The 20,806-nt window shown below is 71.4% G+C and carries 20 protein-coding genes and 3 pseudogenes; 12 read left to right on the top strand and 11 right to left on the bottom strand.

Going from position 1 to position 20,806, the window contains the following annotated elements; genetic code table 11:
• Positions 1–71 precede the first annotated feature (71 nt).
• The 8 genes from H537_RS0113960 (at position 72) to H537_RS0113930 (ending at position 9,007) form a co-directional block, all read left to right on the top strand.
• On the top strand, positions 72–980 hold the full coding sequence (locus H537_RS0113960; RefSeq protein ID WP_028998409.1) for a hypothetical protein: 909 nt from the start codon (positions 72–74) through the stop codon (positions 978–980).
• Positions 977–2,707: a single-stranded-DNA-specific exonuclease RecJ gene (gene recJ, locus H537_RS0113955; RefSeq protein WP_028998408.1), complete on the top strand. Its 1,731-nt coding sequence runs from the start codon at positions 977–979 to the stop codon at positions 2,705–2,707. The genes H537_RS0113960 and recJ overlap by 4 nt, the downstream gene beginning before the upstream one ends.
• A 61-nt stretch (positions 2,708–2,768) precedes the next feature.
• Positions 2,769–4,187, top strand: a complete 1,419-nt coding sequence (locus tag H537_RS0113950) for an IS1182 family transposase (protein ID WP_084150663.1) — start codon at positions 2,769–2,771, stop codon at positions 4,185–4,187.
• A gap of 8 nt (positions 4,188–4,195) precedes the next feature.
• Positions 4,196–4,342 carry a hypothetical protein gene (locus tag H537_RS52805; RefSeq protein ID WP_156901694.1) on the top strand — a complete coding sequence of 49 codons (147 nt, stop codon included), beginning with the start codon at positions 4,196–4,198 and terminating at the stop codon, positions 4,340–4,342.
• 176 nt (positions 4,343–4,518) lie between these two features.
• A complete protein-coding gene (locus H537_RS0113945; RefSeq protein WP_064735973.1) occupies positions 4,519–5,811 on the top strand; it encodes a PQQ-dependent sugar dehydrogenase in 1,293 nt (430 codons plus the stop codon).
• A gap of 14 nt (positions 5,812–5,825) precedes the next feature.
• Entirely contained in the window at positions 5,826–7,328 is a 1,503-nt protein-coding gene (locus H537_RS42975) for a PQQ-dependent sugar dehydrogenase (protein ID WP_084150662.1), read from the top strand.
• A gap of 97 nt (positions 7,329–7,425) precedes the next feature.
• A complete protein-coding gene (locus H537_RS0113935; RefSeq protein ID WP_043458813.1) occupies positions 7,426–8,289 on the top strand; it encodes a 3',5'-nucleoside bisphosphate phosphatase in 864 nt (287 codons plus the stop codon).
• Positions 8,290–8,377: 88 nt separating this feature from the next.
• Positions 8,378–9,007, top strand: a complete 630-nt coding sequence (locus tag H537_RS0113930) for an L-threonylcarbamoyladenylate synthase (RefSeq protein ID WP_028998404.1) — start codon at positions 8,378–8,380, stop codon at positions 9,005–9,007.
• Positions 9,008–9,084: 77 nt separating this feature from the next.
• Here H537_RS0113930 and H537_RS0113925 read toward each other — a convergent pair whose 3' ends face one another.
• Both H537_RS0113925 and plsY read right to left on the bottom strand, forming a co-directional pair.
• Complete coding sequence (locus tag H537_RS0113925; RefSeq protein WP_028998403.1) at positions 9,085–9,429, bottom strand: RidA family protein; 345 nt, start codon at positions 9,427–9,429, stop codon at positions 9,085–9,087.
• Entirely contained in the window at positions 9,429–10,142 is a 714-nt protein-coding gene (gene plsY / locus H537_RS0113920; RefSeq protein WP_028998402.1) for a glycerol-3-phosphate 1-O-acyltransferase PlsY, read from the bottom strand. Before plsY ends, H537_RS0113925 begins: the two co-directional genes overlap by 1 nt.
• Positions 10,143–10,279: 137 nt before the next feature.
• Between plsY and H537_RS42970 the strand changes: the two genes are divergently transcribed.
• The 3 genes and pseudogenes from H537_RS42970 to H537_RS42965 all read left to right on the top strand — a co-directional run.
• The gene (locus tag H537_RS42970) at positions 10,280–11,692 is read left to right on the top strand and encodes a DUF3422 domain-containing protein (RefSeq protein WP_051242600.1); all 1,413 of its coding nucleotides are present in this window, start codon (positions 10,280–10,282) and stop codon (positions 11,690–11,692) included.
• Between the two features lie 82 nt (positions 11,693–11,774).
• Positions 11,775–12,458, top strand: coding sequence for a DUF2238 domain-containing protein (locus H537_RS0113910; protein WP_064735972.1), 684 nt, complete (start codon positions 11,775–11,777; stop codon positions 12,456–12,458).
• Between the two features lie 133 nt (positions 12,459–12,591).
• Positions 12,592–12,792, top strand: a pseudogene (locus H537_RS42965) (dodecin); the annotation flags it as partial.
• Positions 12,793–13,061: 269 nt separating this feature from the next.
• Here H537_RS42965 and ybaK read toward each other — a convergent pair.
• The 4 genes from ybaK to H537_RS0113885 all read right to left on the bottom strand — a co-directional run bounded on the left by ybaK (position 13,062) and on the right by H537_RS0113885 (position 17,644).
• Complete coding sequence (gene ybaK, locus H537_RS0113900) at positions 13,062–13,550, bottom strand: Cys-tRNA(Pro) deacylase (RefSeq protein WP_028998400.1); 489 nt, start codon at positions 13,548–13,550, stop codon at positions 13,062–13,064.
• Positions 13,551–13,572: 22 nt separating this feature from the next.
• Positions 13,573–14,637 (bottom strand): aldo/keto reductase, encoded by a 1,065-nt coding sequence (locus tag H537_RS0113895; RefSeq protein WP_028998399.1) that lies wholly within the window; start codon positions 14,635–14,637, stop codon positions 13,573–13,575.
• Positions 14,638–14,715: 78 nt separating this feature from the next.
• On the bottom strand, positions 14,716–15,654 hold the full coding sequence (locus H537_RS49195) for an Hsp20/alpha crystallin family protein (protein WP_051242598.1): 939 nt from the start codon (positions 15,652–15,654) through the stop codon (positions 14,716–14,718).
• Between the two features lie 169 nt (positions 15,655–15,823).
• Entirely contained in the window at positions 15,824–17,644 is a 1,821-nt protein-coding gene (locus H537_RS0113885; RefSeq protein WP_028998398.1) for an acetate--CoA ligase, read from the bottom strand.
• 73 nt (positions 17,645–17,717) lie between these two features.
• Between H537_RS0113885 and H537_RS0113880 the strand changes: the two genes are divergently transcribed.
• Entirely contained in the window at positions 17,718–18,644 is a 927-nt protein-coding gene (locus H537_RS0113880; protein ID WP_028998397.1) for an alpha/beta fold hydrolase, read from the top strand.
• Positions 18,645–18,677: 33 nt separating this feature from the next.
• Here H537_RS0113880 and H537_RS52800 read toward each other — a convergent pair whose 3' ends face one another.
• The 5 genes and pseudogenes from H537_RS52800 to H537_RS54395 form a co-directional block, all read right to left on the bottom strand.
• A complete protein-coding gene (locus H537_RS52800) occupies positions 18,678–18,830 on the bottom strand; it encodes a hypothetical protein (protein WP_156901692.1) in 153 nt (50 codons plus the stop codon).
• Positions 18,820–18,999 carry a M10 family metallopeptidase C-terminal domain-containing protein gene (locus tag H537_RS55575; protein ID WP_028998396.1) on the bottom strand — a complete coding sequence of 60 codons (180 nt, stop codon included), beginning with the start codon at positions 18,997–18,999 and terminating at the stop codon, positions 18,820–18,822. Before H537_RS55575 ends, H537_RS52800 begins: the two co-directional genes overlap by 11 nt.
• 23 nt (positions 19,000–19,022) lie before the next feature.
• Positions 19,023–20,126 carry a calcium-binding protein gene (locus H537_RS56750; RefSeq protein WP_028998395.1) on the bottom strand — a complete coding sequence of 368 codons (1,104 nt, stop codon included), beginning with the start codon at positions 20,124–20,126 and terminating at the stop codon, positions 19,023–19,025.
• Between the two features lie 181 nt (positions 20,127–20,307).
• Positions 20,308–20,523: pseudogene (locus tag H537_RS56745) on the bottom strand (hypothetical protein); the annotation flags it as partial.
• 27 nt (positions 20,524–20,550) lie between these two features.
• Positions 20,551–20,806, bottom strand: a pseudogene (locus H537_RS54395) (IS701 family transposase); the annotation flags it as partial.

The raw sequence follows: 20,806 nt of genomic DNA, 5'->3' as shown, positions 1-20,806 counted from the left end.
CGGGCGACAGGCCGAGGGCCTCACAACCCCCGCGCCGGGCCTGCCCGGAGCCGCCCCGGATAATTCCACCCATGCATTTGCTGATTCCCTTCGCCGCGCCCTTGTCCGAAGCCGGCCGGCAAGCCTTGCAGTCGCTGCGGCTGCCGCACCTGGATGCCCTGCTCTCGCGCTGGCGCGAGGCCGCGCGGGACGAAGCGGACGAGGACTCGCTGTCGCCGCCGCACGAGCGCGCGCTGGCGCGCGCGCTGGGCTGGGAGGTGCAGGACGGGCTGATCCCCTGGGCCGCGCATGACGCCGCCGCGGCCGGGCTGCCGCCGCAGCGCCCCTGGGGCCGCCTCACGCCCGTGCACCTGCTGCTGGGCAGCGACCACATCGGCCTCACCGACCCGTCCCTGCTGAACCTGGGCGAGGACGAGTCGCGCCACCTGTTCGAGGCCGTGGGCGAGCTCTTCGTCTCCGAGGGCTTCGAGCTGCACTGGCACGGCCCGCTGAACTGGCTCGTCACCCACCCGCTGCTGGAGCAGCTGCCCACGGTGGCGCCGGACCGCCTCATCGGCCACGCGCTGCACCGCGACCTGCCCGAGCAGCCGCGGCTGCTGCGCCGCCTGCTCAACGAGGTGCAGATGATGTTCTTCAGCCACCCGGTCAACGAGGCGCGCGAGGCGCGCGGCGAGCTGCCCGTCAACGGCGCCTGGCTCAGCGGCTGCGGCGCCGCGCAGCCCGCGCGCGACGAAGCTTCCGTGCCCGTGGACGAGCGGCTGCGCACGCCCGCGCTCAACGAGGACTGGGACACCTGGCGCGAGGCCTGGACCGCGCTGGACGCCGAGCGCATCGCCCCGCTGGCGCAGGCCGGCGAAGGCACCCTGGTGCTGTGCGGCGAGCGCAGCGCGCTGACGCTGCAGCCGCAGCCCCGGCGCTGGTGGCAACTGCTGGGCGGCACGCGCAACGGCCGCGCCGCCACGCTGCTGGAGACGCTATGACCGAACCCGTGCTGGAGCTGCGCGACGTGCCGCCGCGCGCGGTGCATTTGCTGGAGCAGGCCGGCGTGCACCCGCTGCTGGCGCGGCTGTTCGCCGCGCGCGGCGTGCGCGCCGCCGAGGAGCTGGACGACGGCCTGGGCCGACTGCTGCCGCCGGCCACGCTGCGCGGCAGCGCCGAGGCCGCCACGCTGCTGGCCGACGCCGTGGAGGCGGGGCGGCGCATCTGCATCGTGGCCGACTATGACTGCGACGGCGCCACCGCCTGCGCCGTCGCCCTGCGCGGCCTGCGCATGCTCGGCGCCGCGCCCGACTCGCTGTGCTACGTGGTGCCCGACCGCGCCGTGCACGGCTACGGCCTGAGCCCGACCATCGTGGACCTGGCGCGGCCGCTGCGGCCGGACCTGCTGGTGACGGTGGACAACGGCATCGCCAGCCTCACGGGCGTGGCGCACGCGCGCCAGCTCGGCATCGACGTGCTGGTCACCGACCACCACCTCCCCGCCGTCGAGGCCGGCCAGGTGCTGCTGCCCGAGGCCAACGTGATCGTGAATCCCAGCCAGCCCGGCTGCGGCTTCGAGAGCAAGTCGCTGGCGGGCGTGGGCGTGATGTTCTACGTGCTGCTGGCGCTGCGGGCCGAGCTGCGCACGCGCGGGCGCTTCGACCTCAAGACGCAGCCCAAGCTGGACGCCCTGCTCGACCTCGTCGCGCTGGGCACCGTCGCCGACGTGGTCAAGCTCGACGCCAACAACCGCCGCCTGGTGTCGCAGGGCCTCAAGCGCATCCGCGCCGGGCGCATGCAGCCGGGCCTCTCGGCGCTGTTCAGCGCAGCCGCGCGCGACCCGCTGCGCGCCAGCGCCTTCGACTTCGGCTTCGCGCTGGGCCCGCGCGTCAACGCCGCCGGGCGCCTGGCGGACATGACGCTGGGCATCGAGTGCCTGCTCACCGACGACCCGGCGCGCGCGCGCGAGCTGGCGCAGCAGCTCGACGCCATCAACCGCGAACGCCGCGAGGTGGAAGCCGGCATGCGCGAGCAGGCCGAGCACCTGCTGGTGCAGCTTGCGCCAGAAGGCGAAGAGACCGACTCCCCGGCCGCCGTGGCGCTGTACGACCCCGACTTCCACGAGGGCGTGGTCGGCATCGTGGCCGGGCGGCTCAAGGAGCGGCTGCACCGGCCCACCTTTGTCTTCGCGCGCGGACAGGACGGGCTGCTCAAGGGCTCGGGCCGCTCCATCCCGGGCTTCCACCTGCGTGACGCGCTGGACCTGGTGAGCAAGCGCGCGCCGGGGCTGTTGCTGAAGTTCGGCGGCCACGCGATGGCCGCGGGCTGCACGCTTGCGGAAGCCGACTTCCCGCGCTTCGCCGAGCTGCTGGTGGCGGTGGCCGAGGAGCAGCTCGATGCCGCGGCGCTGCAGCGCCGGCTGCCGGTAGACGGCCCGCTGCCGCCGCAGTGGTTCGATGCCGCCACAGTGCAGGAGCTGGAGTCGCAGGTGTGGGGCCAGGCCTTCGACGCGCCGCTGTTCTGCGACGAGGTGCAGGTGGTGGCGCAGCGCCTGGTGGGCGAGCGCCACCTGAAGCTGCGGCTCAAGCTGCACGGCGTGCTGCGCGACGCGATCTGGTTCAACCACGTGACGCCCCTGCCCGACACCGCGCGGCTGGCCTACCGCGTGCGGCTGGACGTCTGGCAGGGACAGCAGCGGCTGCAGATGGAGGTGCAGGCGCAGGCCTGAGAGGCTGTGAATCTTTGGACAATCCGTGCAGCGGCAGTGCTTGTTGCCTGTTGAAGCGTCCATGGCCCCTGATCTCGAAGCCCCCCGCCAGGACCGCCACGGTGAGTTGTTCGAGGACTTGCCATTGCACCCGGCGCAGCCACCCAAGGCTGCGCCGCGCGTGGGCAAGGCGCGCGTGGTGATGCCCGATCGCAGCCAGATGGAGCTGCGCGCGATGGAGCTGGAGTCGCTGCTGCCCGCAGGGCACCACGCGCGGTTGGTGTGGGCGTGGGTGCAGCAGCAAGACTTGAGCGCGATGTACGCGGCCATCAAGGTGCAAGAAGGCGGCGTAGGGCGCAGCGCGTTGGCGCCGGAGCTGCTGCTGGCGTTGTGGCTGTACGCGACGCTGCAGGGCGTGGGCAGCGCGCGGCAGCTCTCGGCGCTGGTCATGCAACACGATGCCTATCGCTGGATCAGCGGCGGGGTGCAGGTCAATCACCACAGCCTGTCGGATTTTCGCGTGGCGCACGACGTGGCATTCGACGAGTTGCTCAGCACGAGCTTGGCCGCGCTGGTGAGCGCCGGAGCCGTCAGGCTCGAGCGCGTGGCGCAAGACGGCATGCGCGTACGCGCCAGCGCCGGGGCGGCGTCGTTCCGACGCCGCGGCAGCCTGCAGGACAACCTGGAGGCCGCCCGCGAGCGCGTGCGCGAGCTCAAGGCGCAGCTCGATGCCGACCCGGGCCAGTACAGCCGCCGCCAGGCCGCGGCGCAGCAGCGCGCGCGCCAAGAGATGCAGCAGCGGCTGCAGGCCGCGCTGGATCGGCTGCCCGAGCTGGAGGCCATCAAGCGCAGGAACGGCGAGAAGGCCAACAAGGCCCGCGCGTCGAGCACCGACGCGCAGGCCAGCGTCATGAAGATGGCCGATGGTGGGTTCCGCCCGGCGTACAACCTGCAGCTCGCCAGCGACTGCGACAGCCAGGTGATCGTGGGCGTGGACGTGAGCACCAGCGGCTCGGACATGGCGCAGCTGCAACCCATGGTCGAGCAAGTCGAGCAGCGCCTGGGCCACACGCCTGGGCAGTGGCTGGTGGACGGGGGCTTCCCCGCGCACGAGCAGCTCGACGCGGTGGCCGACAAGACCGAGGTCCTGGCCCCGGTGCCCGAGCCGCGGCCCAAGAAGGATGAGCACGGCCGCGAGGTCTTGCCCGACAAGCACGAGCCCAAGGACGACGACAGCGCGGCGGTAGCCGCGTGGCGGGTGCGCATGAGCACGCCCGAGGCGCGGGAGGTCTACAAGCTGCGCGCAGCCACGGCCGAATGCGTCAACGCCCAGGCGCGCAATCGCGGGCTGCAGCGCCTGGGCGTGCGTGGGCTGCCCAAGGTGCGCTGCATCGCGCTGCTGTACGCGCTGGCGCACAACCTCATGCGCACGCTGGCGCTGGCGCCGCAGTTGTTGGGCCTGGGCCAAGGTGCGTCCGCTGCAGCGTTGGGGGCCGTATGAACCACGAAATGAACAGCAAAACCCTCGTGCGCCCTGCCTGCAAGGGGCTGCATGCCTGCTTTACGCCCCTGCGTGCCGCCATCTCGGCTCCAACCATTTCGTTCGCGCCGATCAGCACCTTGATCGGCACAGAACGAAAAATTCACAGCCTCTGACGCCGTACCGGCCCGGGCAGGCCGGTGACAACGCAAGCTTTACAGGCCCCTTCTCCCGTCCATTGGTCAAGCCCCCACGCTGGGCACGTCAACTGCTGAAAACGCATGTCGTCCTGCCGCCACACGAAGCGGCCTCGGACGAACAGCGTGTTCGGAAAAACGTCGTTGAGGTGCGTATGCGTGATCAGCAGTGCGCGGGTGATCCCGTGCTTGCCGCGAGTTGTTCGCGGCGCCAGGCGCTCAACCGGTTCGCCGGCTGGGGAAGTGTGGCGGGGCTGTCGGCGCTGCTGCCGGCCTGCGGCGGCGGGAGCGAAGACCTCGCGACCGAAGCGCCGGCCCAGGCCGCGGCGACCGAGGCCGCGCAGAACCTCGCGGTGGCGGAGTACGCCGAGGCGCTGCCGGAAACGCAGACGCTGCACACGGGGCTGAATCAGCCCTGGGGCCTGGCCTTCCTGCCCGACCGCCGCATGCTGGTGACGGAGAAGGTAGGCCGGCTGCGCCTGTTGAGCCCGGACGGCAGCCGCATGTCCACCGTCAGTGGCGTTCCCACCGCGCGGCTGCAGACCACCGGCCACGGCGGCCTGCTCGACGTGCAAGCGGAGTCCGTGGGCGGCGACATCTGGGTCTACCTCAGCTACGCCGAGCGCGGCTCGGGCGGCGAGTACAACCGCGCCGGCACGGCGGTGGCGCGGGCGCGGCTGGTGGGCACCGCGCTGCGGGACTTCACCGTGATCTTCCGCTCCTCCTTCAAGTACCCGGTGAAGGTGAGCCGCTTCCACTACGGCTCGCGGCTGCTGCTGGCGCCGAACAACAAGCTCTTCATCTCGGTAGGCGAAGGCCGCGCCGATTCGCTGCGCGACCAGGCCCAGGCACTGGGCAGCCACCTGGGCAAGATCCTGCGCGTCAACCGCAACGGCAGCGTGCCCACCGACAACCCCTTCGTCGGCCGCGCCGGCGCCAAGCCGGAGATCTGGTCGCTGGGGCACCGCAATCCGCAGGGCTTGGCGCTGCATCCGGCCACCGGCGAGATCTGGAGCACTGAGCACGGCCCGCAGGGCGGCGACGAGCTCAACATCATCCAGCGCGGCCACAACTACGGCTGGCCCCGAATTTCCTACGGCTGCGAATACGGCACGCCGCCCGCCACCTGCACCGTGGTGGGCGGCCAGACCTCGGCCCCCGGCCTGGACCAGCCGGTGACGCAGTGGGGCCGCGTGCGCATCGCGCCCAGCGGCATCGTCTTCTGCGACGGCAGCATGTTCCCCGAGTGGAAGAACCACCTGTTCATCGCCTGCCTGGGCGGCAAGGAGCTGTGGCGCGTGGTGCTCGACGGCCGCCGCGTGGTGTCGCGCACCCGCATGCTGGACAACATGGGAAGGCGTTTCCGCCATGTGCGCCAGGCACCCGACGGCTCCCTGCTGATCCTCACCGACGAGGACAACGGCCGCATCTTGCGCATCGCACGCTGAGAGGAGGAAACACCATGAAAACCCAGACTTCCCATCTCCTGGACTGCCCCCGCGCCCCGGCGTGCGCCGATGCCGGCGCACCGACTTCTGCGCTGCCCCGGCGCGTGCAGTGGCTCTGGAGCGCCGCCGTGGTGGTGGCCCTGGCCACCACCGGCTGCGGCGGCGGCGGTGGTGGTGGCGGCGACACCGGCACCGCGGCACCCACGCCCGTGGCCGAGCCCTCGCCGGCACCGGTACCGGTACCGGCACCGGCACCTACGCCCGCGGCGCCGGCACCGGAACCCGCCGCGCCCGTGCCCGCCCCGGCCCCCGCACCGGAAGCTCCGGCTCCGGCTCCGGCTCCGGCTCCGGTTCCGGTTCCGGCTCCGGCCCCGGCCCCAACTCCGGCTCCGGCGCCTGAACAACCTGCGCCAGCCCCGGCGCCCGTCCCCGGGCCGGCGGTGGTGGCCCCGTTCCGCAACAACCTGGACCATCCCTGGAGCCTGGCGTTCCTGCCGGACGGCTCGATGCTGGTGACGGAGCGGGCGGGCCGGCTGCGCCGCCTCAGCGCCGACGGCGCCGTGCTGTCCACGCCCATCAGCGGGCTGCCGGCAGGGATCTTCATCAGCAACCAGAAGGCGGACCCGCCGCTGCAGGCCGGGCTGTTCGACGTGGTGCTGGACCCGGGCTTCGCCACCAACCGGCGCGTCTACCTCAGCTACGTGGAGGGCAACGCCGACGCCAACGGCTTGGCGGTGTGGCGCGCCGAGCTTTCGGAGGACATGAGCAGCCTCGTCAACGGAAGCCAGATCTACCGCCAGGTGCCCAAGATCACCGGGGAGCGCAACTACGGCGGGCGGCTGCTGTTCGACGCCAGCGGCGCGCTGCTGGTGACGCTGGGCGACCGCTTCGAGGCCAGCGCCCGCGACCTGGCGCAGGACCCCACCAAGGGCATCGGCAAGATCGCCCGCATCACCACCGACGGCACGCCGGCGGCGGGCAACCCCTACGCGGCGGGCGGCGGCGCGCCGGAGATGTGGAGCATCGGCCACCGCAACCCGCAGGGGCTGGCCTTCCAGCCCGGCACTGGCGTGCTCTGGGAAGCCGAGCACGGCCCGCAGGGCGGCGACGAGATCAACATCGTGCAGCCGGGCCTGAACTACGGCTGGCCGCTGATCTCCTACGGCTGCGAGTACGGCTCCACGCCGGTGGACAGCTGCACCCCGGTGGGCGGCGCCACCTCGGCGCCGGGCCTGCAGCAGCCGCTGAGCTGGTGGGTGCCGACCTCCATCGCGCCGGGAGGCATCAGCTTCTACACGGGCGACAAGTTCCCCGAGTGGCAGGGCAGCCTGTTCGTGGCGGCGCTGAAGGACCAGGCGCTGTGGCGGATCACCGTCAGCGGCACCACCATCACCGGCCGCGAGCGGCTGTTCGGCGACCTGGGCAAGCGGCTGCGCGATGTGCGCCAGGGGCCCGACGGCTGGCTGTACCTGCTCACGGACGAGGACAACGGCCAGATCCTGCGGGTGCAGCGCTGAGGCGCCGCTCGGGCGCCCCGGTCGCGGCTGGGGCGCCCTTCGCCGCGCAAGGCCGCGTAAGTTGGGGAAGACCCCCACTGCCTACAATCTCCCAGTGATTGAAGCCTTTGCACTCAATGCCGACCTGCACTGCCACTCCGACGTGTCCGACGGCACGCTGAGTCCGGAAAGCGTGGCGGCCCGGGCGCACGCCAACGGCGTGCAGCTGTGGTCCCTCACGGACCACGACGAGATCGGCGGCCAGCATCGCGCGCGCCGCGCGGCGCTGGAGCTGGGGATGCCATTCCTCAGCGGCGTGGAGATCTCGGTGACATTTGCCGGCAAGACGGTGCACATCGTCGGGCTGGGCTTCGACATCGACGACCCGGCGCTGCGCCAGGGCCTGGCGGCCACGCGCGGCGGGCGCGGCCAGCGCGCGCGCGAGATGGCGCAGGCGCTGGCGGCGGTGGGGATCGAAGGCGCCTACGAGGGCGCGCTGAAGTACGCGGGCAACCCCGAGCTGGTCTCGCGCACGCACTTCGCCCGCTTCCTGGTGGAGACCGGCGTGTGCGCCAGCACGCCGGAGGTGTTCCGCCACTACCTGGCCGAGGGCAAGCCCGGCTTCGTGCCGCACCGCTGGGCGGCGCTGGCCGACGCGGTGCGCTGGGTGCGCGGCGCCGGCGGCATGGCCGTCATTGCGCATCCTGGGCGCTACCACTTCACGCCGCTGGAAGAGCATGCCTTCTTCAGCGATTTCAAGGCGCTTGGCGGCGAGGGGGTGGAGGTGATCACCGGCAGCCACCGCCCCGAGGAGTACGGCAGGTACGCCGACTTGGCGCTGGAGTTCGGGTTCTACGCCTCGCGCGGCAGCGATTTCCACAGCCCCGACGAGAGCCACACCGACCTCGGCACCCTGCCGCTGCTCCCATCCAAGCTGATCCCGGTGTGGGAGATGCTGGCCGAGCGGGTGCACACGCCCTGACGACCCACCCTCCGTTCGCCAGGGACCATCGGCAAGCCCGGCAGGGAGCTGCCGCGGGGCCGGCCCGAACGGGATCCACAAGAAAAGCATGTCCCAATACTTCGAGCTCCACCCCGAGAACCCGCAGCCGCGGCTGCTGAAGCAGGCGGCGCAGATGCTGCACGGCGGCGGCGTCTGCGCCGTGCCCACCGACTCCAGCTACGCGCTGGTGTGCCACCTGGACGACAAGGCGGCGGCGGAGAAGCTGCGCCGCATCCGGCAGGTGGACGAGAAGCACCACCTCACGCTGCTGTGCCGCGACCTCTCCGAGCTTGCCAGCTATGCCCGGGTCGACAACCAGCAGTACCGGCTGCTAAAACTGGCCACGCCGGGGCCCTTCACCTTCATCCTGGAAGCGACCAAGGAGGTGCCGCGCCGGCTGAGCCATCCCTCGCGCCGCACCATCGGCCTGCGCGTGCCCGAGCACCGCGTGACGCAGGCGCTGCTGGAGCAGCTGGGCCAGCCGCTGCTGGCGACCACGCTGATCCTGCCCGGCGACGAGGATCCGCTGAACGACCCGGAGGAGATCCGCGATCGGCTGCAGAAGCAGGTCGAGGCCGTGCTGGACGCGGGCGCCTGCCCGATGGCGCCCACCACCGTGATCGACCTCTCCGGCGACGAGCCCGTGCTGGTGCGGCAAGGGCGGGGGGATGCGTCGGAGCTGGGGCTGGATTTCTGACCCAGGCGGCCGGGCCGCGAAACGAAAACGGCCGCCCATCGGGCGGCCGTTGCTCATTCAGCGGGGAAGCCGGCGGCTCAGAGCGCGGCCGTCGCCACGATCTCGATCTTCCACGCCGGGTTGGCGAGCTGGGCCTGCACCGTGGCGCGCGGGGGCGCGTTGCCTTCGGCCACCCACTGGTCGTAGACGGCGTTCATGCCGGGAAAGTCGGCCAGGTCCGCCAGGAAGATCTGCACCATCAGCAGGCGGCTCTTGTCGGTGTGGGCGCGCGCCAGCAGCGCGTCGATCTGGTCCAGCACCTGGCGGGTCTGGCCGGCGATGTCCTGGGTGGCGTCGGTGGGCACCTGGCCGGCCAGGTACACGGTGCCGTTGTGCACAGCCATCTCCGACAGGCGGGAACCGACGTCGTAGCGTTGGACCATCACTTCGCTCCTTTGTGCTTGTTGCGGTGCTTGTTGCCCGGCGCGTGGGAGTGGTGCGCCGGGCCGGGGTGGTGTCCGGGCGCGGCATGCGCTCCCGGGGCGGCGGCCTTCTGGCCGATTCGGCTCTCGGTGCCGGCCATCAGCTTCTTGATGTTGCCGCTGTGGCGCCAGACCAGCAGCAGCCCCATCACCGCGACGGCCAGCGCCGTGGGGCTCGCGCCCCAGATCAGCAGCTCGTAGAACGGGGCGAACAGCGCCGCGACGATGGCCGCCAGCGACGAGTAGCGGAAGAAGTAGGCGATGACCAGCCAGGTCGCTAGCGTCGTCAGGCCCAGCAGCGGGTTGAGCGTCAGCAGCACGCCCAGCGCCGTGGCCACGCCCTTGCCACCCTTGAAGTGGAAGTACACCGGCCAGAGGTGGCCGAGGAAGGCCGCCAGGCCGGCGAAGGCGACGGTGGTGTCCGAGAAGCCCAGGCGCGGCGCCAGGGCCTGGACGATGAGCACCGCGGCAGTGCCCTTGAGCGCGTCGAACAGCAGCGTCAGCGCCGCGGCCTTGCGGTTGCCCGAGCGCAGCACGTTGGTGGCCCCGGGGTTCTTCGATCCGTAGCTGCGCGGGTCCGACAGGCCCATGAGCCGGCTCACGATCACGGCAAAGGACAGCGACCCCAACAGGTACGCGCCCACCAATGCCAGCAGGCTAGCCAACAGCTCCATGTCCCTCGGTTGCAGTGCGCAGGCAGTTAAGAGCCTGCCAGTGTAAGCGTCGCCCTGGTGCGTCCTCTTGACAAGGATCGTCGGGAGCCGGTCAGGCACGCCCATTACATTGGCACGCTGGCAGTCCCTTGAAGCGCATGAACACCTTGACCGAGTCTTTGCCCGCCTCGCCCGCATCGAGCGCGCAGGTCCCCGCCGCCTGGCTGCCGCGCAGCCACACCGAGCTCCACGGCGAGCTGCATGCGCGCCCGGCGCTGCCGGTACGCACGCCCAGCGTGGTGTCGTCCTGGGCCCAGTGGGGCATGAGCGCGTCGCTGGCGGAAGGGGCGCTGGCCGAGCTGTGCCGCGCCTGCGGCGAGCCCGAGCCGCCGCCGCAGGCGCGGCACCACGTGCTGCGCACGCCGCGCTTCGAGATGCGCTTCGAGCGCCACGGGGAGTTCGTGAGCTGGCAGGTCAACCGCCCGCTGCACCTGCCCGGCGGCACACCCGAGGACGGCGCGCTGGACGACCTGCTGGAACACGCTGCGGCCACCGAGCTGCTGCCCGCGTCCTTCGTGCGCGCGCTGGCGCCGCCCGAAGGCTCACCCATGATCGCCGCGGCCCACGTGCTGCTGCTGCAGGCCGACGAGGACAGCCTGCCGCGGCTGCGCCGGCGCATCTCCACCGCGCTGGGCAGCTGCAGCGGCCACCTGTGCGAGGACGGCGCGCCGCTGCTGGGCGCCGTGATCGCCGACGGCCAGGGCGTGGTCTTCACCGACCTGCGCCTGCGCGGCGACGGTTTCACGCGCTTCGTGCTGCTGGACATGGGGCTGCCCACTGACCAGGCCGCGCGCGAGGCGCAGCGGCTGTGCGAGATCGAGACCTACCGGATGCTGGCCATGCTGGGCTTCCCGGTGGCGCAAAAGGAAGCGGCGGCGCTGGCGAGCCTGGAGCGCACGCTGCAGCGCACCGTGGACGCCATGGCCAACGACGACCAGCTCGACGACGCCGCCGCGTTCGAGACGCTGACCAAGCTGGCCGCCGAGATCGAACACGGCGCGGCGCGCACGCGTTACCGCTTCTCGGCCACGCGGGCGTACCACCAGATCGTGCAGCGCCGCCTGGCGGACCTGCGCGAGCGCCGCATTGAGGGCACGCAGACGCTCTCGGGCTTCTTCGGCCGCCGCTTCGCGCCGGCCATGGCGCTGTGCGAGAGCACCGACGCGCGGCTCACCGACGTGGCCGACCGCATCAACCGCGCTGTCAGCTTGGCGCGCGTGCGCGTGGAGGTGCAGCGCGAGGCGACCAACCAGGAGGTGTTCAAGCTCTTCGCCCACCGCCAGCAATTGCAGCTGCGGCTGCAGCAAACGGTGGAAGGCCTGTCGGTGGTGGCCATCAGCTACTACGCGCTGGGGCTGGTGGGCTACCTGGCCAAGGCGGCCAAGGGCGTGCCGGCGCTGGCCGCGGTCATGCCGCCGGCCGACGTGGTAGTGGGCTTGGCCGTGGCCCCGGTGGTCGGCGGCGTGTGGTGGTTCCTGAAGCAGCTGCACAAGCGCCTGGGCGGACACTGATCGGACACCCACCCGGGGTGGGCACCTGGAATGCTCAGGGGGTTGACAGAATGGCACAGACCGACTTCTGGAGACACCCGCCATGCAGTATTCCAGCCGCGCCCCCTCGCTGACCAGTCCTTTGCCCGCCGCCTGCGCGCTGGCGGTGGGGCTGGCGCTGATCATCTCGGGGCTGCAGCCCTACGACCGCATCGGCTGGCTGGCAGAGGCCGCGCCGGTGGTCGGGGTCGGGGCGCTGCTGGTGCTGAGCCACCGGCGCTTCGCGCTGACGCCGCTGAGCTACCTGCTGCTGACGCTGTTCGCGCTGGTGGTGCTCACCGGCGCGGCCTACAGCTTCCAGCGCGTGCCGCTGGGCTTCTGGGTGGAGGATGTGCTGGGGCTCTCGCGCAACCCCTACGACCGGCTGGGCCACTTCCTGCAGGGCTTCGTGCCGGCGATGGTGGTGCGTGAGTTGCTGCTGTGCCGCGGCTGGGTGACGCATCGGGGCGCGGCCGCCGTGCTCGCGGCCAGCGTGGCGCTGGCGCTGAGCGCGTGCTACGAGATCCTGCAATGGCGCCTGGCACTGTTCTTCCAGCAGCCCTTGCAGGACTTCATGGGCATGCAGGGTGACCTGGGCGACAGCCAGGCCGACATGCTCATGGCGCTGCTGGGCGCGGTGCTGGCGCTGGCGCTGCTGTCGCGGCTGCAGGACCGGCAGATGGCGGCGCGGCCCTGGATGCGCCCGCGCGCCGAGCGGCGCGGTGATCCGCGCAGCCAGCCTGCCTGAGCGCGCCCTCCCCCTTTACCGGACCTGGGCCGGACGGCCCCGGCAGGCGGCTTGCCCCACAGGCAAGCCGCGCCGCCGGCGCCTGCCGTCGCGGGACCGTCGAGGAGCGAGGCGCGGCCAAGGAGAAAAAGCCATGTCCGAACACGTCTACAAGCTCATCGACCTGGTGGGGTCCTCCACCACCAGCACCGACGATGCGATCCGCAACGCCATTGAAACCGCCGCGCTCACGGTGCGCCACATCGACTGGTTCGAGGTGGTGGAAACGCGCGGCCACGTGGTCGACGGCCGCGTCGGCCACTACCAGGTCACACTCAAGGTGGGCTTCCGCCTCGCGCCCGAGACGCCCGCCGGCGATGAGGACGGCGGTGGCAGGCAGGCCGGCGGGGTGAGCGGGATCGGGACGGCTTGATTCCAGCTCTTCGTTGGCACGGGAATAAAACCCGTTCGGGCTGAGCCTGCCGAAGCCCCGGCACAGCCAGCCTACAGGCCCTTCGACGAGCTCAGGGCGAACGGGGATCGTTCACTTCCGACTTGAAACTTGGAATGGAAACGGAAAGGCGGCCCAGAGCCGCCTTTTTCATTTCGCAGGCCGGGCACGCGCTACAGCGCGCAGTGCACCGGCTTCGCATCCACCAGCGTGCTGAGCAGCTTTGGGTCGATGCCGACCAGGTAGCCGCGCTTGCCGCCGTTGATGCAGATCTTTTCCAGCGCCAGGACGCTGGCTTCCACGAACACCGGCATCGCCTTCTTGGTGCCGAAGGGCGAGGTGCCGCCCACCAGGTAGCCGCTGTGGCGCTGCGCCACCTCGGGCTTGCAGGGCTCCACGCTCTTGACGCCGATCTCGCGCGCCAGCGCCTTGGTGCTGACCTGGCGGTCGCCGTGCATGAGCACGATCAGCGGCTGTGCGCGCTCGTCCTGCATCACCAGCGTCTTGACCACGCTGTGCTCGTCCACCCCGAGCTGGCGCGAGGACTCGGCGGTGCCGCCGTGGTCCACGTACTCGTACAGGTGCTCGGTGAAGCTCACGCCGTGGCGGCGCAGGAACTGGGTGGCGGGCGTCTCGCTGACGTGCTTGTCCTTCTTCGCCATCTTTGTTCTTGTCGTCCCGTGCTCACTGCGCCGGGTCGCGGTGCGACCAGCGGATGTCGTCGATGACCTTGAGCAACTCCGGCGAGAGCTGCGTGTCCCAGGCGTCCAGGTTCTCGTCGAGCTGCGCCACGCTGGTGACGCCGAGGATGGTGCTGGCCACGCGCCAGTTGCGGTAGCACCAGGCCAGCGCCAGCCGCGTGGGCGTGAGGCCGTTGGCGCGCGCCAGCGCGTTGTAGTGGCGCGCGGCCTGCAGCGCCTCGATGCGGCCCCAGCGCTGCTGCTTCATGGACTCGAACTGCGCCAGCCGGCCGGGGTTGTCCACGTCGTTGAAGCCGCGCTGGTCGTACTTGCCGGTCAGCAGCCCGAAGCCCAGCGGCGAGTAGGCCAGCAGCGAGACCTGCGCGTGGTGGAGCGCCTCGTCCAGGCCGTTGTCCACCACGCGGTTGACGAGGCAGTACGGGTTCTGGACCGTGGCGATGCGCGGCAGCCCCATCTGCTCGGCGATGCGCACGAACTCCGCCACGCCCCAGGGCGTCTCGTTGGACAGGCCGATGGCGCGCACCTTGCCGGCGCGTACTAGGCGCTCCAGCGCCTGCAGCTGCGCCTCGATGCCGGTGACGGGCCGCAGCTTGGAGGGCTCGAAGTACACGCCGCCGAAGGCCGGCACGTGGCGCGCGGGCCAGTGGATCTGGTAGAGGTCGATGCACTCCACGCCCAGGCGCTGCAGGCTGTGATCGCAGGCCTCGACGATGCGCTCGGGGCGCAGGTCCGGCATGCCGCCGCCGATCCAGTCATAGCGCGAGGGCCCGGCCACCTTGGTGGCCAGCACCGTGCGCTGGCGCACGCCGGGACGGCTCTTGAACCAGGAGCCCAGGATGCGCTCCGTCTCGCCGTAGCGCTGCGCGCTGGGCGGCACGGGGTACATCTCCGCCGTGTCGATGAAGTTGACGCCGCGCTCCAGTGCGCGGTCCAGGATGCGATGGCTGGTGGCCTCGTCCACCTGCTCGCCGAAGGTCATGGTGCCCAGGCAGATGGGCGTGACGCGCAGCTCGCTGCGGCCCAGTTGGATGGTGTCAAGCATGGACATGAGTGTGCATCACCATCGGTTTGCGGGGTGAAGCCTGGAGTGGGCCGCCGCGGCCCGCCCGCCCCAGGCAAATCGGCGCTACGGCCCGGTCTCGCTGCCGGCGGCGCTGGAGGTGCCGCTGCCCTTGGTCGAGCCGGTGCTGTCGGCGGTGCCCATGGCGGCCCCGGTGCCCACGCCGCCCTCGCCGATCGGGATCTGCCGCGTGTGGTTGTGGCGCACCGGCATGTCGAAGGAGATCTCCAGCACGCCGTTGTGGAAGCTGGCCTGGGCGGTGTCGGGGTTGACGCCCTCGGGCAGCGGGATGACGCGGCTGAACTGTCCGTAGGTGCGCTCGGTGCGGTAGTAGCCGCCAGGCTGGCTGGTGGTGCGGGTGCTGCGGCGCTCGCCCTGGAGCACGAGCTGGTCGCTGTCGAAATGGATCTGCAGGTCTTCGCGCGACAGGCCCGGCAGGTCGACGTGGACGAGGAGCTTTCCATTGCGCTCGCTCACCTCGACCTCCGGCAGCCAGCCCGAGGCGAACATGGGCGACACGGCGCCGCTGGCCGAGGATGCGCCGCCGGCGGCCTCGGTCTGGCGCTCATCGGTGCCGCCGCTGCTGCCGGCGGCGGATCCAGTGCCCATGTCCGCCGAGGCGTCCATGCCGCCGCGGTCACGCAGGCGGTTGCGCAGCAACTCGCGCCCGCCGCCGACGAACTGGTGGAAGAGGCGGTCCACGTCCTCGTCGAGCCGCTTGAGCAAGTCCATGGGGCTGGTGCCGCGGCGGGTGAAGAAATCGGTGTAGGGATTGCCGCCGCGGCGGGTGGCGTCGTCGGCGCCGGTACTTCCCTGCTGCGCGCCGCCGCCGCTGCTGCCGCCGCCGGGCGAGGGGCCGCCCGAAGCGCCGCCCTGCTGCGGCGAGGACGCGCTGAACTGCGACTGCTGGCTGCCCTGCTGTTGGCCGCCGCCCTGCTGGGGCGAGGGCTCACCCTGTTGCTGCATCTGCGCGTCCTGCGGGCCGCGCTGCTGTTGGTCGTCCATGGTCGGGCCTCCTTGTCGGAATGGCCGGCGCGGCGCGCAGGAGAACCTGCGCGACCGGCCGGCGCTGGAAGGCGGGCATCCGCCATGCCCATCGCCGGCCAGCGCGGAAAGACCCTGGACGTGGGAACGAGGAGACAGCCTATGCCGTGCCGGGCAGCGACCCGGCGCTTCAGCCCTGTGGGCGGCCCTGAGCGCGCTCCACTTCCTGTTCCCTCAACACCTTCCTCTGCACCTTCCCCGTCGTCGTCATCGGCAGTTGCTCGATGAACTCGATCTCCTTCGGGTATTCGTAAGGCGCCAGCCGCCCGCGCACGTGCTGCCGCAGCTCTTCCACCAGCGCCGCGTCGCCGTGAAAGCCGGGAGCCAGCACCACGTAGGCCTTCACCAGCGCGCCGCGCTCGGGGTCCGGCTTGGGCACCACCGCGGCATTGGCCACTGCCGGGTGCTTCAGCAGGCAGTTCTCGATCTCGCCCGGGCCGATGCGGTAGCCCGCCGCCTTGAACATGTCATCGCTGCGGCCGCGATACCAGAGGTAGCCCTCGGCATCCATCTCCGCCATGTCGCCGGTGCGACACCAGCTGTCCGCCGGGTCGCCGGTGAACTTGGCGCGCGTGGCGTCCTCGTTGCGCCAGTAGCCCAGGAAGAAGATCGGGTCCGGCTCGCCGTGCACGTCCAGCCGGTGCAGCGCCACGTCGCCCACCACGCCCGGCGGGCACACGTTCCCGCCGTCGTCGATCACCGCCACCCGGTGCCCCGGATAGCCCCGCCCCATGCTGCCGGGCCGCGCCGGCCAGCCCTGCGCCGGGCGGCCGTCGGCCGTGGCCGGCGTGGCGCAGTTGCCCACGATGTAGTTCACCTCGGTCTGGCCGAACATCTCGTTGACCACCACGCCCACCTTGTCGCGGCACCAGCTGAAGACAGCGTCGCCGACGGCCTCGCCCGCGCTCATCAGCCCACGCAGGCGCAAGTCGAAACGCTCGCGCGGGCGCGGCACCGCCTTCATCATGGCCTTCAGCGCCGTGGGGAACAGGAAGCTGTGCGTCACGCCGTGCGCCTGCAGCAGCTCAAAGGCGCGCACGGGGTCGAAGCGCCCGCGGTAGGCCAGCACCTCGCGGCCGAAGAACAGCGTGGGCAGCAGCACGTCCATCAGCCCGCCGGTCCAGGCCCAGTCGGCCGGGCTCCAGAACGGGCCGGGCACCGGCGGCGCTTCGGCGGACGCGGCGGCGCCCTCCTCCAGCGCCGGCAGCCCCCAGGGCGGGCCCAGGTCGAAACCGTTCTGGCTGGCGACGAAGCCGGTGAGATTGCCCAGCAGTGCCCGCTGGGGCAGCAGCGCGCCCTTGGGCGCGCCGGTGGTGCCGCTGGTGTAGATGAGGATGGCCGGGTCCTCGGCGCCGGTGGCTTCGCGCTCGAAGCCCTCGGGCGCGGCGTCCAGCGCGGCGTCCCAATCCACCGTGTCCGCCTCGCCGCGGCCCTGGGCACCGCCGACGGCCAGCAGCGTGTGCAGGCCCGGCACGGCGGTGCGCAGGCTGCGCAGCGCCTCGATGCCGGCCTCGTCCGTGATCGCCAGCACCGACTCGCTGTGCCGCAGCCGGAACTCCAGCGCCTCCGGCCCGAAGAGCGTGGTCAGCGGCATGGCGATCGCGCCGATCTGGTGCAGCGCCACGTGCGCCACCGCCGTCTCGAAGCGCTGCGGCAGCACGATCGCCACCCGGTCCCCGCGCGCCACGCCCAGGCGGCGCAGCGCGTGCGAGAGGCGGTTCGCATCGCGTTGCAGCTCGGCGTAGCTGAGGCTGCGCACCGTGCCGTCCGCCTCCACCTGGCGGATGGCGACGGCTTGCGGCGTCTCGCGCGCCCAGCGCCCGCAGCAGGCCTCGGCGAGGTTGAAATCGGCGGGCACGCGCCAGCGCCAGACCTGCACCAGCGCGGCATGGCGGTCGGGCGTGGCGGGCGCGGTGGCCTGGGAGCGGGGGGTGTCAGGGTCGGTCTGCATGGCGGGGCAGCTTAGGAGCGCGTATGGCGGCTGCCTCTCCGGCACAACCCGGGCCTGGCCTAGAGTGCGGCACATGAGCTCGCCCACCTACGAACCCCGCGTTCCCGCCGAAAGCCGCTTCCTCGACATCCGCCAGCTGCGCTACCACGTGCTGAGCTGGGGCGACCCGGCGCTGGCCACGGCGCAGCGTCCGCCGCTGGTGCTGCTGCACGGCTGGATGGACGTGGGCGCCTCCTTCCAGTTCCTGGCGGACGCGCTGGCCGCGCCGCGCTGGGTGATCGCGCCGGACTGGCGCGGCTTCGGTCTCACCGCCGTGCCCGGCGCCGACGCCTACTGGTTCCCCGACTACCTGGGCGACCTGGACGCCCTGCTCGACGCCCTGTGCCCCGGCACGCCGGTGGACCTGCTGGGCCACAGCCTGGGCGGCAACGTGGCGATGGTCTATGCCGGCGTGCGCCCGCGCCGGGTGCGGCGCCTGGTCAATCTGGAGGGCTTCGGCATGCCGGACACGCGTCCCGCGCAGGCGCCCTCGCGGCTGGAGACCTGGCTCGACGAGCTCAAGGAGCCGCCGCAGCTCATGCCCTACGAGAACCTGGAGGCGGTGGCGCGGCGGCTGCGCAAGAACGACCCGTTCCTGAGCGCGGACAAGGCAGCGTGGCTGGCCGGGCACTGGGCCGAGCCCGATGGCGACGGGCGCTGGCGGCTGCGCGCCGACCCGGCGCACAAGCGCGTCAACCCGGTGCTCTACCGCAAGGAGGAAGTGATGGCGGCGTGGCAGCGCATCACGGCGCCGCTGCTGTGGGTGGAAGGCGAGGACACGCAGGTGCTGCAGCGCTGGGGAGCGGCCTACCCGCGCGCGGAGTTCGAGGCCCGCATGGCGGCGCTGCCGCCGCACCGCCGCGTGTCGCTGCCGCGCTGCGGCCACATGCTGCACCACGACCAGCCCCAGGCGGTGGCGGCGGCCGTGGAGGACTTCCTCGACGGCACCGGCGCGTCCTGAGCAGCCAGCCCCGGGCGCGCGCCAGCCGCTCTCTCAGAGCATGAAGTCCGACACCGACAGCGCTGCAGGCACGTTGCCGATGAGCTGGATCTGGAACTCGGCCTCGGCGTCCTCATCGGCATTGATGGACACGATGCCTGCGCTGTAGCGCAGCTGGCCCGCCTTCGAGCCGAAGCTAGTCGTCACCAGCTCGAAGGCCTGGTCTGCCCGCGAACGTGCTATCGGCGTCGATCGCGGACAGATCGATCCGGTCCTGGCCGCGGGTGAAGTCGGTGATGACGTCGCACAGCGTGCCGAAGCCCAGGTCGTCCCAGTCCGTGAAGCTGAAGCGGTCCTTGCCGCTGCCGCCGGTCAATCGATCGGCGCCGTCTCCGCCGATCAGTACGTCGTTGCCGGCGCCGCCCTGGAGCTCGTTGTCCCAGTTGCTGCCGGTGATCCGGTTGTTGGCGGCGTTGCCGATGCCCTTGAAGGCCAGACGCCGACCAGCATCAGGTTCTCCAGCCCGTCACCCAGCGTGTGGTCCACGCTCGACTGCACCGTGTCGCGGCCGGCATTGGCGCCCTCGATGATGACGTCCCGGAAGTTGTCAACGACGTAGAGGTCGTCGCCCGCGCCACCGACGAGCGTGTCGATGCCCGTACCGCCATTGAGCGTGTCGGCGCCATCGCCCCCGTTGAGCAGGTTGCGCCCGGCATTGCCCGTGAGGCTGTTGGCCAAGCCGTTGCCCGTGGCGCTCAGGGCGGCACGGCTCAGCAGTTCCAGGTGCTCCAGGTTCGCGCCCAGCGTGTAGTTGACGTACGAGCGCACGGTGTCGATCTCGGTGGCCTTCGTGGAGCTCTCCGTCACCACGTCGGCGGCATCGCGCACCACGTAGGTGTCGTTGCCTGTACCGCCGACGAGCGTGTCGGCACCGGTGCCACCGTCCAGCGTGTCGGCTCCCGCGCCGCCATCGAGCACGTTCGCCCCGGCATTGCCCGTCAGTGCGTTGGCGCGTGAGTTGCCGGTTCCTTTCAGGTCGGCCAGGCCGCGCAGCTGCAGGTGCTCCAGGTTCGCGGTGAGCGTGAAGTCGACGTAAGACAGGACGGTGTCGATCTCGCTGGCCGCGGTGGTGTCTTCGCGCACCACGTCGGCGGCCTCGCGCACGACGTAGGTGTCGTTGCCCGTGCCGCCGATAAGCGTGTCGGCCCCCGCGCCGCCGTCCAGCGTGTCTGCGCCCGCATGGCCGCTGAGCAGGTTGGCGCCGGCATTGCCCGTGAGCCGGTTGTCCGCTGCATTGCCCGTCCCCGTGAGGTCGGCAAGGCCGAGCAGCTGCAGGTTCTCCAGGTTCAGGCCCAGCTTGAAGTCGACGTACGAGCGCACGGTGTTGATTTCGCCACGGGTCGTGGACTGTTCCCTGACCACGTCGGTGGTCTCGCACACGACATAGGGGTCGTTGCCCGTGCCGCCGATGAGCGTGTCGGCGCCCGCATTGCCGTCGAGCACATTGGACTGCGCAGTTGCCCGTGAGGGTGTTGGCCAGCTCGTTGCCGGTGGCGTTCAGGGCGCCCTTGCCCAGCAGCTTCAGCTTTTCCACCATCAGGCCCGGCGCGAGCGTGAAGCTGGCGTAGGCATGCACGGTGTCCGTCTCGCCCGGCGCCCAGGAGCTTTCCAGGATGACGTCGCTGGACTCGTCCACGATGTAGAGGTCGTTGCCTGCGCCGCCGATGAGCGTGTCAAAGCCCTTACCGCCGTGGAGCGTGTCGGCGCCCGTGCCGCCGGTCAGCACGTCCGCACCGCCGAGGCCCGACGAGCGGTCATTGCCCACCTGGCCGGAAAGCCGGTTGTCCGCTTCGTTGCCGGTGGTGGTGTCGTTGCCCGAGCCGCCTACCGCATTTTCGATGATGCACTCGTAGCTTGGCTTTGGCCATTACGCGGCATAGCAGGCCGCCTCGTGCAGGCGGCGCCAGACGCTGCGGGGTACTTTAATGATGTCGCGCTCGCAACGGGACGTTGATAAACCGATGGCGCGCCACCAGTGGGCTCGTACCGCAGCCAGCGCGTCGCTGAATGTCGGGGCGGTTTTGACGTACCACGCGGCCTGGCGCATGGGCAGCTTTGCGCCACGCACGAGTCGGTCGGCCAGCAGCGTCACCAACGAGAACAGGCCCAGCAAGACCGGCGTG

It is taken from the genome of Azohydromonas australica DSM 1124, from assembly GCF_000430725.1.
In the GTDB taxonomy this organism is placed as follows: domain Bacteria; phylum Pseudomonadota; class Gammaproteobacteria; order Burkholderiales; family Burkholderiaceae_C; genus Azohydromonas; species Azohydromonas australica.
This window is presented reverse-complemented; position numbering and strand designations above follow the sequence as displayed.